10 protein-coding genes are annotated in these 11,773 nt (G+C 44.0%); 9 read left to right on the top strand and 1 reads right to left on the bottom strand.

What is annotated here, in order from left to right:
* Window positions 1–25 precede the first annotated feature (25 nt).
* The 3 genes from DBT_RS02250 (at window position 26) to DBT_RS02240 (ending at window position 2,764) form a co-directional block, all read left to right on the top strand.
* Entirely contained in the window at window positions 26–1,087 is a 1,062-nt protein-coding gene (locus DBT_RS02250) for an NAD(P)/FAD-dependent oxidoreductase (RefSeq protein ID WP_067616033.1), read from the top strand.
* 21 nt (window positions 1,088–1,108) lie between these two features.
* Window positions 1,109–1,855, top strand: a complete 747-nt coding sequence (locus DBT_RS02245; RefSeq protein WP_067616031.1) for a rhomboid family intramembrane serine protease — start codon at window positions 1,109–1,111, stop codon at window positions 1,853–1,855.
* Window positions 1,856–1,939: 84 nt separating this feature from the next.
* On the top strand, window positions 1,940–2,764 hold the full coding sequence (locus tag DBT_RS02240) for an SDH family Clp fold serine proteinase (protein WP_067616029.1): 825 nt from the start codon (window positions 1,940–1,942) through the stop codon (window positions 2,762–2,764).
* A gap of 19 nt (window positions 2,765–2,783) precedes the next feature.
* Here the strand turns inward: DBT_RS02240 and DBT_RS02235 are convergent, their stop codons facing one another.
* A complete protein-coding gene (locus DBT_RS02235) occupies window positions 2,784–3,488 on the bottom strand; it encodes a TVP38/TMEM64 family protein (RefSeq protein WP_244155290.1) in 705 nt (234 codons plus the stop codon).
* A gap of 310 nt (window positions 3,489–3,798) precedes the next feature.
* On the opposite strand from DBT_RS02235, the gene DBT_RS02230 reads away from it, so the two are divergent.
* The 6 genes from DBT_RS02230 to DBT_RS02205 all read left to right on the top strand — a co-directional run bounded on the left by DBT_RS02230 (window position 3,799) and on the right by DBT_RS02205 (window position 11,756).
* A complete protein-coding gene (locus DBT_RS02230) occupies window positions 3,799–4,320 on the top strand; it encodes a type 1 glutamine amidotransferase domain-containing protein (protein ID WP_067616293.1) in 522 nt (173 codons plus the stop codon).
* Window positions 4,321–4,414: 94 nt separating this feature from the next.
* On the top strand, window positions 4,415–5,701 hold the full coding sequence (locus DBT_RS02225; RefSeq protein WP_067616027.1) for a permease: 1,287 nt from the start codon (window positions 4,415–4,417) through the stop codon (window positions 5,699–5,701).
* A gap of 153 nt (window positions 5,702–5,854) precedes the next feature.
* The gene (locus DBT_RS02220) at window positions 5,855–6,085 is read left to right on the top strand and encodes a thioredoxin family protein (protein ID WP_067616025.1); all 231 of its coding nucleotides are present in this window, start codon (window positions 5,855–5,857) and stop codon (window positions 6,083–6,085) included.
* 15 nt (window positions 6,086–6,100) lie between these two features.
* Window positions 6,101–7,408, top strand: coding sequence for a TolC family protein (locus DBT_RS02215; RefSeq protein ID WP_067616023.1), 1,308 nt, complete (start codon window positions 6,101–6,103; stop codon window positions 7,406–7,408).
* A gap of 102 nt (window positions 7,409–7,510) precedes the next feature.
* Window positions 7,511–8,623, top strand: coding sequence for an efflux RND transporter periplasmic adaptor subunit (locus tag DBT_RS02210; protein ID WP_067616021.1), 1,113 nt, complete (start codon window positions 7,511–7,513; stop codon window positions 8,621–8,623).
* Window positions 8,624–8,633: 10 nt separating this feature from the next.
* A complete protein-coding gene (locus DBT_RS02205; RefSeq protein ID WP_083186565.1) occupies window positions 8,634–11,756 on the top strand; it encodes an efflux RND transporter permease subunit in 3,123 nt (1,040 codons plus the stop codon).
* The last annotated feature ends 17 nt before the right edge of the window (window positions 11,757–11,773 follow it).

Here is an 11,773-nt window from a genome sequence, read left to right as displayed (position 1 = left end):
AAATTAAGAGAAGGAAGGAAGCGAAATGAAACATAAGTTTGTGATTCTAGGTGGAGGATATGCTGGAGTCCCTATAGCTTACAGATTGATGAGGCAGGGTGAGGATTTTATCATAGTCAACAACCGACCATATCAGACCCTGACCGCTCTTCTTCCAGACCTAGTTACGGGAAATATCAGAGATGAAGACGGAATTCTCTGGTTATCAAACATGTTTAACAATTTTTTGCCTGCAACTGTCGAGTCTATTTCTCCAAAGGATTCCCATGTGGTTCTCAGATCTTTCGAGGGCGAAAAAATTATCTGTGAATACGATTACGCAATAATATGCCTTGGATGGGAGCCTAATTTTTTCCTTCCCCAAAAGGGCGCATTTGTAATTCGGGATCTACCATCAGCCCTTGAGATCAGAAAGAGGATTTTTGACGACGCAAAAAAAATCATAATCTGTGGAGGAGGTTTTGTAGGAGTCGAGACAGCAGGTCAGATAGGACGGATCTCTAAACGTCTAGGCCTTGATATCACGATCATCGAGGCCTCAGAGGAGATTCTTCCGACACTTCCTGTCGATGCAAGGAACGAGGCCAGAGAGGCCCTTGAGAAACTCGAAGTAAATGTCATTACAGGCAGACCCGTTAAAGATGTAGTAGATGGAACAGTAACATTTCAGGACGGAGAAAGCATATCAGGAGATCTTGTAATCTGGGCTATGGGAGTCAGGGCCTCCCGTCTTGTTCGAGAGAGCGGTTTTTCCACAGACCGCTTCGGACGGGCTATAGTGGATCCGTATCTCCGAAGTGAAGACTTTCCAAATGTATTTTTTGCAGGTGATTGCGCAGGAACTGATCAGCCTATGCTCGGTCAAATTGCTGTGCAACAGGGCAAGTTCCTAGGTAGCAATCTCCCAAGGCTTGTGAAGGGAGAAAAGCTGAAGACCCCTGACTTTCAATACATGGGATTAACAGTAAAGGTCGGTGATAAAGCAGCAGTGGCTGCAATTGGGGAGACAGTGGCCTTTTCAGGGTTACTAGCTGTATGGCTAAAGAAGCTTATAGGGAAGAAGTACTTTCTTGACATTAGAATATAGTTCACCCTATAATTACTGACAATGTTTCCATTACAAGACAGTACCCCAAGACGCTGTCCTCCTATCGTTACCTGGGGGCTAATAATCTTTAATTCCCTCATTTTTATTTTCGAGACAACTCTCCCAAGCCCCGTGCTCGAAAAATTCTTCTTTATGTTTGGTCTTATTCCAGCCAAGGTGACTCATCCTGATTGGGCTAGGAGTCTTGGGCTGGATGTATTGGGATTATGGCCTTTTTTGACATGTATGTTCCTACACGGAGGCTGGATCCATATCTTCGGTAACATGTGGACTCTTTGGATTTTTGGTGACAATGTGGAAGATGTCATGGGGCCATGGAGATTTTTGTTCTTTTATATAGTCAGCGGCATTGCAGCAAGCCTTGTCCACATATTTGTGAATCCAAATTCTACTGTGCCTATCATTGGGGCATCTGGAGCTATTGCGGGAGTAATGGGCGCCTACTACACCTTATTCCCAAAAGCTCGAATAGTCATATTTTTCCCTGTTTTCTTTATCCCTTTATTTTTTGAAGTCCCAGCACTGTTTTATCTGGCATTTTGGTTCCTCGAGCAGGTATTTAGCGGAGCTCTTTCCCTGGCCTCCCCGGTTTCTTCAGGAGGCATAGCATGGTGGGCCCATGTGGGAGGTTTTTTGTTTGGAATGCTGACCAATAGATTGTTTATTTTGTCGCGCCAGCGGAGTTGCAAGCGTTTTAAGGACGAATACAGGACCTTTGGCCTTTTGGATCCATACGATAGATGGTAACCAATAATCCAAAATTATGGACGGCAAAAGGGAGCAAATGGGCAAACTCGCCAATTGCATAATTTGGGATAATTTGGAGGTATTATGAACGGACTTGACATTTTCTGGTTCTTTTTTATGGCAGCAGCCCTTCAGCCAGTGTTTAGGCAAAAGATGCTTGAAGCAGCTCGTCAGCGAGCCATTCAACGTATTGAAAAGATGCGAAATTCTCGTGTAATACTCCTTGTTCACCGACAGGAGACCATGAGCCTGCTTGGGTTTCCAGTGATGAAATTTATAGATATCAATGACTCAGAGCAGGTCATTCGTGCCATACACATGACCGATTCAGATGTGCCCATTGATTTAATCCTCCACACGCCAGGTGGACTCGTGCTGGCATCACTGCAGATTGCCCGCGCTGTAAAGAACCATAAGGCCAAGGTCACAGCCTTTGTACCCCATTATGCCATGAGTGGCGGGACCCTAATTGCCCTGGCAGCAGACGAGATCGTTATGGACAGACACGCAGTACTAGGGCCAGTAGATCCTCAATTGAATAATCTTCCTGCTGCATCGATCGTGGAAGTCGTTAAGAAAAAGCCAATTAATGAGGTAGATGACCAGAGTATCATAATGGCAGATATGGCTGAAAAGGCCCTTAAGCAAATGAAAGCATCGGTTTTAGAACTTTTGAAGGGCCGTTATGACGATAAGAAGGCCGAGGAACTGTCAATGATAATGACCCAGGGCAAATGGACCCATGATCATCCTATTACCTTTGAAGAGGCAAAAGAGCTAGGTCTGAATGTCCGAGAAGACATGCCAGACGAAGTCTATCAGCTCATGAGCCTTTATCCACAGCCTGTGCGCAGAGAACCGGCTGTAGAGTTTCTGCCCATTCCAAGAAAGAGTGGGACAAAAGGATAATATAAAAATATCAGCTTCTTTAAGTTCTTCTTTTGTTTTTGATGTAAGTTAAAACCTTTTTTGCAATAAGGGGAAAGAGTCCTAGGAGGGCAAAGGATATGATCAGCCTTGGGGACATGATGTCCCCGAGGGATTCTATTTTTGCAAGCTCAGTACCTGCATTCACGTATACTATGGTCCCTGGTAACATGCCTAACTGCGAGACCCAGTAGAAGGTCCTTAAAGGTATATTGGTAAGCCCCATTGCAAGGTTGATCACCCAGAATGGGAAGAGTGGAACGAGTCTAAGGGTAAAGAGATAAAAAATCCCTTCTTTTTCAATGCCATCGTTGATCTTTTTTAGCCGAGGGCCAATTTTTGCCTGGACCCAGTCCCTCAACACAAAACGCGATACAGCACATGCAAGTGTTGCTCCAATGGTACTTGCAAAAGATACGATTAACGTGCCCTTTAGGAGCCCAAATATCGCTGCCCCTGCAAGAGTAATAATTGTCGCCCCTGGAAGGGAAAGGGCAGTAGTCACGATATAGATCGCCATATAGGTGGAAATTACAAATAATGGTCTTTGTTCGTATAGAGTGAGTAATTTTTCTTTGGATGCCTTTATGTAATCGAGAGTAAGATAGGCCCTGAGATCAAAGTACCAAAATAGGATTATCAGCGTACCTATAATTGCGACGACTGCTATCTTAATTTTTATGTTTCTTTTTTTCGTTTTAGTCACTTGAATTAGGCCTTGATCAAGGATTTTACTTTAACTAGTTAGTGAGAATGAGGAACTGCCTCTTTGGGCTTCAAAAGTCTATGGGAGTAGCCAGTGGAAAAAGAATACCTCTTCTTTTTAAAAAGATTATCACATTCTATTTGACAATGTAAGTTTTTCCCCAAATTTTGTATTTCAAACGCCGAACAATTTTGTTGGCATATGGCCTCAGTTTGAGGGTGAATTTTGATTTACACTACATGCGATATGAATATAGAATTAAGGATGATTGGTTATAAAGGATATTGGAAATTCAATGAAAGGTGAAAACATGCCTGAAAACAAAAATAAACGGCCAAGGGCACTTATTATAAGTGCAGACAACTTTGAAGATTCAGAACTGCTCGTTCCATACTATAGATTAAAAGAGGCAGAGGTGGAGGTGGATGTCGCATCTATGAGAACAGGAAAGATAAAGGGTAAGCATGGATATGAGGTGGAGGTGAACAGAGAGTTAGATGACATTGACCCAAAAGACTATGAGATTTTAATAATTCCAGGTGGAAAGGCCCCAGAAAAACTGAGGCGGGAAGGAGTAGCTATTGAGATTGTAAAGTCCTTCTTCCTACAAAGAAAGCCAGTTGCAGCCATTTGCCATGGCCCCCTACTGCTCGTGACTGCTGGTGTTTTAAAGGGCAGACGTGCTACCTGTTATAAATCCATTTCCGCAGAATTAGAGGAGGCTGGTGCGTTTTATCAAGATAAAGAGGTGGTAGTCGATGAAAATCTCATTACCTCAAGACAACCATCAGATCTTCCCAAGTTTTTAAGGGAGATAATGAAAAAAATATAGCCCTTCTAATTCATACATCCTCAAGAAAAAATTCCTTGCAATATATAGATATATGGCTATATATAAAAAATAAAATATAAGAGGATGTCTTAATATGAACTGGCGTAGAGAATTTCCCATCATCTTTTTAGGTATAGGCACGTTTTTAGTATTTTACTGGCTCCCAGGAGGTGATGGTTTTCTCAGGGCTGTAAATCAAGGTGTGCTGCTTGTCCACGATTATGCAAAAGAACACGTGATCTTTTGTCTGATTCCAGCCTTTTTTATAGCAGGTGCAATAGAAGTATTTGTCTCAGATGAGTCTATACTCAAGTTCCTAGGACCCAAGGCCCCAAAGTTCGCCTCCTATGGGGTGGCAGCGGTGTCTGGGACAATACTTGCAGTCTGTTCCTGTACAATACTCCCGCTTTTTGCTGGAATCTACAATATGGGGGCTGGAATAGGGCCAGCCACAACCTTTTTGTACTCAGGACCCGCCATAAATATCCTTGCCATCATACTGTCTGCAAGGGTTCTAGGGTTTGACATAGGATTGGGGAGGGCAATTGGGGCCATTGTTGCAAGTTTATTTGTGGGACTCTCGATGGCAGCCCTTTTTAAAGAGAGCGATGCAAAAAGGCTAGGCCAAATGGCTTGCCCTGATAATTTAAATAGTCGTCCCATTTATGAGACCATTTCAGTCATAGCAACCCTTGTGCTCATACTTATCTTTGCCACATGGGGTAGTGGAGCAGGGATTTGGAACGATATTTTTAAAATGAAATGGTACATAACAGGGGGACTTGGGATATTACTCGGCATAGAACTGTCTTTATTCCACGGCATAAGATCTCTCTTTGTAATAATGCTTGGTATAGTTGTGGCTTTTGTAGCGTTTTTTACCCATTCTCCTGAACTTTCTTTTGGTATAGGTACTATTGGGCTTTCCATTGTACTTTATTTTGCTGGCGGCCTTCCAAGGCAGTGGTTTGAATCCTCGTACATACTTGCTCGAAAGATCCTCCCACTTCTATTCCTTGGAGTATTCTTTGCTGGTATTTTCCTAGGGCGTCCTGGAGATGATGCTGGGATCATAAGTAAAGAATACGTGGCCTCTCTTGTGGGGACAAACTCACTTTTTTCAAATCTGTTTGCCTCTGTAATGGGTGCCCTAATGTATTTTGCAACGCTTACTGAAGTTCCGATAATTCAAGGGCTCTTACATTCTGGTATGGCCGTGGGTCCTGCCCTTGCACTCCTTCTGGCTGGGCCTGCTGTGTCACTTCCAAATATGATGGTAATTAGAAGCGTTATGGGTACTAAAAAGACTATTGCCTATGTGACCCTCGTAATAGTGTTTGCCACCATTACAGGTGAGATATTTGGAAGTTTTGAGTTTTGAGCATTTCAGAAGTTTTGAGTTTTGAGTGTTGAGTTGAAGGAACATAGAACATAGAACGTAGTCAGATTTATCTACTTTGACGGAGTCCTGAAATGATCTTGGGCAAATTCGCTAATTGTAGGATTTAAGTTTTAAAAAAGGAGGTTTAAAAAAATGAAAATTGAAGTATTGGGTCCAGGTTGTCTTAGGTGCCAAAATCTTGAGGAAAATGTAAGGCAAGCGCTCAAAGAGCTCGGTCTTGATGCCAAGATTGAGAAAGTTACAGACATGAGCCGTATTATGGGTTATGGCATAATTAGTACACCGGGTTTAGTTGTGGATGGTAAGGTGGTGGGCTATGGAAAGCTCTTTAGTGTAGAGGAGATAAAGAGAATGCTCTCTTAGGGAGAATCTGTCATTATGAAATCTTTTATGTGCTGGTGCATATTCTATGTACTGACTATAGTTTTTAATCTTTCATTTTCATCAGAGGCAGGAGCAAAAGAGGGCATTAGCCTCAAACAGGCTATAGAGATTGCACTTAAAGAAAGCCCGCTTTTAAAATCAAGGTCGAGCGAAGTCCGTGCAACAAAGGCCATGTTAGGTGCTGCCAAGGGGGCACTTCTTCCAAGAATTGATGCTTATACATCATATTTTAGGTTTAGTGATCCTCAGGTAGTGGTTCCTATCAAGAGTTTTCATGGGGCAATTCCAGAATTTTCAAGAGATCAGTATAGGGTTGGGATTGGCATCAAGATACCAATCTTTGTTGGTGGTAGGCTTAGAACTCAGGTTGACCTATCAGAGATCTCAGCCCTTATCTCAAGGGAACAACTCAATCTTACCCGTGAACAACTCATATATAACATAACAAACGTCTATAATGAGATTCTGTTTTTAAAGGGTCTTGGAGAGGCACAAAATGAGACCCTCATGGCCTTAAAAAGACTCCTCGATGATTCGCGCTCAAAACTCAAGGTAGGCAGGCTTGCCCCAGTAGATGTAATGAGAGTTGAGACTCAGGTTATGGCCCAGGAAGAGGCACTGATTTCCACCAGACAAGGGATATTAAAGGGGCTTTATACGCTTTCGCAACTTATTGGAAGAGATCCTGGAGAGATAGAGGACGTTGTAGGAGCCCTCGAAGATGATCTATATGAGCCTGAGATTCAAGGTGATTGGGACAGCTTGGTTGAAAATAGACCAGATGTACAAATAGCCCTGAGAGAGGTCAGGCTTGCGGAAAAGAAGGTTCGACTTGAGAAAGGACTAAATTTGCCGACTATTGATATAGTTGGAGACTATGGAAGGAGGGCTGGAGGCGGTTTTGAAGGCTCTGAGGAGGTCTGGTCAGCAGGGATTAACCTTGGGCTCAATATATTTAGCGGCGGAGTGATATCTGCAAGGATAAGAGAGGCAAAAGAACGCGTTATCGCTGCAAGAGAAAGACTACGTCATACGAGGCTTTTGGCTAAAAGAGAGATAAAATCTGCAATAGCCTCTATTACCGAGGCAAAAAAGAGGGTTGAGGCAGCAAAGGCAGCCCTCAAGAGTGCAAAGGAGTCCTACCGCATTGAAGAACTAAAGTACCAGGCTGGAGCTGGAACCGTTACAGACACTTTGCTTGCCCAATCTGCATGGCTTCAGGCCAGGGCAAATGTGCTCCGCGCCCTTTTTGATTTAAAAAGGGCGAGGGCAGACCTTGCACTTTCAACTGGGACCATATAGACCATGAAATCAGTCAATAGAGTGAATAAAAATTTCTATTAGTCTGTGGTTGTCTAGCAGGTACTGGGTGAGACAAACCATTTGCTTGATGAAGGAGTAGGTATGTCCAAGGCCAACATAAAAAAGGGAATCTTCTTAGTGATACTGGTTGTGCTTGTTGTCGGAGGTATAAAGTTCATCCAAAAGAAAAAACAGGAACTATCCCAGATTCCCCCACCAAAGGAACCCATCCACGTAGTTGATTACGCTACCATAAGAGAAGGGAATTTTTCCATTGAAAAATACTACCTTGGAACAATAAGGGCCAAGGTCACAGTGGAAATCGCCCCAAGGGTCTCTGGACACATCCTCGAGGTTAGGGGTAGGGAGGGCGATGAAGTCAAAAAGGGAGATATCCTTGTACTTATTGATGACAGAGAAGAAAGGGACAGAATCAAGGAACTTTCCGCTAGGGTCATGGCTGCAAAAACTGCCCTGGTTACTCAAGAAAAGATCTTCAAACGAGATGAAAAACTTTTTAAAGAAAAGGCAATTAGTCAGGAAGCCCTTGATATTTCAAAAAAAGCCTTAGATGCTGCTAGAGGAGAGTTGAATGCCCTCAAGGCCTCCCTTGAAACAGCACGTACGGCTCTATCTTATACGAGGCTCGTTGCCCCTTTCGACGGGGTCATTACAAAAAGAGTCCAGAATCCAGGTGATCTCGCAATTCCAGGGAAAACGGTCCTTGAAATGGAGGCCACAGACCATGGCTACTATGTTGAGATAAAAATTCCACAGGATGAGGTCCCTTTGGTTTTCAAAGGAACACGGGTTTTCTTACGTAATGGCCATAGTAAAAATGAGATTGTTCAGTATGTAAGCCGCATTCATCCTTCAACAGGCGAGGGTACCCTTGGAATAGTCGAAGTAGACGTTGCCACTAAGCCGTTTGGCCTTCCCACGGGTGCAGTAATAGATTGTAGGATTGAGATGGGAGAGGTCTATGGGTTCAAGGTACCCTTGAGGTCCATTTTGGAAAATACCAATTCGTCTTATCTGTATCTCATTGGGAATGATCTCAGGGTTCACATCAAAAAAGTACGAGTCCTTTTTGAGGGAGAGGATTATGCCGTGGTTTCAGGACCAGGGTTAAAGGATGGTGATCGAGTAGTGGTTGCACAGGAGAGTGCACTCTTGAGATTACATGAAGGGGATAAAATAAAGGTTTCTCACTAGAAAAAGTATTATGGATACTAAAAAACAAGCGCTAAAAAACATTGTCGAGAGATTTCTGGATCAACCGCACCTCATCATCTCTATTGTCTTGCTCACAGTGTCAATGGGCATCATTGCCTTTAGGTCCATGCCCTTAAATCTCTTTCCAGATGCGAATTACCCTGTGATAACTGTCCTCATCCCATGGCCTGGAGCCTCAGCCGAAGACGTTGAGGACAAGGTCACCCGTATAGTAGAAAAAGAACTGTCTACAGTGGACCTTGCGAGAAAGGTGCGTTCTGTAAGTCAGGACGAAATGGCAGCGGTTTCCGTGGAGTTTGAGTATAAGAAGGGGCTTGATGCCGCCTCTACAGACGTTGCCAATGCCCTGAAACGCATTGAATCTAGGCTCCCACTAGACATACGTCCTCCAGAGATCTTTAGGGTAAGCGATGCAACTGCCCCAGTTTTTACCCTGGCCCTTGTTCCCAGGCAAAATAGCCAACTTGACCTTGAGAAGGTGAGGCAACTTGCGGACAATGAGATAAGAGAGGAGTTTCTAAGGATCCCAGAGGTCTCAAATGTTGAGGTGTTTGGTGGATATTTCCCTGAGATTACAGTGGAAATTGATCCAACAAGACTCCATGCCCATGGCCTTTCCCTGGAAGAGGTAATCCTTTCCATAAGGTCACAAAACGTGAACATCCCCAACGGGCTTATCATCAGAAAAGACGATGAACTCCTTTTGAAGACCCAGGGAGAGCGTCTTTCTAAGGCCAAGCTCAAACAGATCGTGGTAGGTGAAGACAAGGGCGGAGGAGAGATATACCTGGGTGATATTGCCAATATAAAGACCTCCTATTCAGAGCGTAGGTCATTTTTCCGAGGAAATGGCAAGGCTGCCATTGGTTTAAATATTCTTCGTTCAGAAAAGGGCCACGTCACAACAACCATTGCAGCAGTGGAGGCGGCGCTCCCCAAAATTGAGAAAAAGTACCCTGAGATCAGGTTTGAAGTTGTAGACACACAAAAAGGCCTTATCGAGACTAGCATCTCCAATATGGTTGATGCCCTTAGAGACTCCATCATTCTCACAGTAAGCGTTATTTTCCTCATGCTTGCAAATTCCCGTATGTCTATCCTTGCTGCAATATCTATCCCCTTTACGTACTTTTTTACCTTTGCCTGTATGTATGTGCTGGGCTATGAGCTCAACATAGTGACTCTAACAGCAGTAATTGTGGCTGTCGGGCTTTTGGTCGATGATACAATAGTTGTAATTGAAAATATTGAGCGACACTATCACAGTCTTAAAAAGTCCTTGTGCCAATCAATAATTGACGGTGTGAGTGAAATTTTTCTTGCAGATTGGTCTGGGACATTTACCACCATCATAGTCCTTGTACCCATCATGTTCATTGGTGGCTATGTTCAGAAGATCCTCAGGCAATTCACAGTTGTCTTATCCTTGGCCCTTATTGCAAGTTTTATAATATCGGTCACGGTCATCCCGCTTTTTACTAGGTACATTCTTAGGGCCAACTCCAGAAAGAGCAGGATTGACATGGTCTTGGGGATCTTTGGAAGGTATGTGGTGGATCCCATAAGGGATTTTTTCGTGGCCCTTGTGAATTTTGCCCTGGGTCATAAGCTCCTGTTTATAATTCCAGGGATTGTCCTTTTTATTCTGAGCATGCGTTTTGTAATGCCCCTTGCAGGACGCGATCTCATGCCTCCTATGGACACGGGAATTGTTAAGATAGCCTTTGAGACATTTCCTGGCTCCTCTATAACGAGGACTGAGGAAGTGGCCAAGTCCATTGAGGAAGTTATAAAGGATATGCCTGGTATAGAAAGTATCTCCACTACCGTCGGATCTGAACCAGGGGTAGTGAGTTTTGGCACTGGAAGGATCCCAGAACAGGGACTAATCACTGTCCATTTTATAGACAGATTTCACAGGAAAGAGACTATATGGGACATTGAGGATGCCATTAGGGAGAGGACCAGTAATATTCCCGGATTAAAGAGCATTGATGTCTATGACTTTGGCGCCACACCACTTTCTTCCATTGCAGCACCTGTGGATATCATGATTTCAGGTCCTGATCCAGTGGTACTCGATAGGATTGCAGACGAAGTAAAGGCACGTCTAATGAAAGTGCGAGGCCTTACAACGGTTTCGCGTTCATGGACTATGGACAAGGTTCAGCTCTTAATTGATATTGACGAAAGTAAGGCAAAACGCTACGGTCTTGGCCCTGCTGAAATCGCAAAAGAGCTTACAAGCGCCATCAAAGGTGAAGCCGCTTCAGTGCTAAGGGTTCCAGGAGAGGACGGCTACCTCATAAGAGTACAGTATCCGTTGGATAAGAGGGATTCTGTCCAGGATATTGGTGAGATATACATTCCATCAAAGTATGGGCCAGTGCCATTAAGGGAATTGGCCTCTATAAAAAAGAGTTATACGAGGACAAAGTTTACACGCCAGGACCTTCAGCCCACAATAAGTGTTTATGGCTATAGGGCAACTTCTTCCATATCACATCTTCAGGAAAGGATAGATAAGGCCCTAAGCGGACTCACGCTTCCCGCCGGATACACAATAAGTCACGAAGGTGAGGTAAAGAACATGAAAGAGGCAGGGAAGCGCCTTGGAAAGGCCCTTGGCCTTGCGATCATACTCCTTTTCTTCACCCTTGTCCCCACCTTTCGCTCATGGATAAACCCAGTCACCATAATGCTGGCAATCCCGCTTTCACTTATAGGGGCTGCTTGGGGGCTTGTGCTGGCAGGCAGGCATGCCTGTATGCCAGCCAATATGGGCATGATCCTCCTTGCTGGAATTGTTGTAAACAATTCCATTCTCCTCATAGATTTCATAGAACAGGCCAGGGCAAAAGGAGCCAATATCAGGAATGCGATTGAAGAGGCAGTTCGGATGAGGACCAGGCCCATTCTTATGACTGCCACCTGTACCATTGTGGGAATGCTTCCAATAGCGGCTGAGCGCGCCCTTGGCCTTGAAAGGCTGTCTCCGCTTGCGGTTGTCGCCATAGGAGGACTCATAGTGGCCACATTTTTGACCCTTATATATATCCCTATATTCTATGACCTTTTTGAGAAGGTGAGAAAGAAACATATGAGGATTTAGCCAAAATCAAGTTGTTA

The sequence above is a fragment of the Dissulfuribacter thermophilus genome, assembly GCF_001687335.1.
Taxonomy (GTDB): Bacteria; Desulfobacterota; Dissulfuribacteria; order Dissulfuribacterales; family Dissulfuribacteraceae; genus Dissulfuribacter; species Dissulfuribacter thermophilus.
Note: the sequence above shows the minus strand (reverse complement) of the source record. Positions and strands in the feature narration are given on the sequence as shown.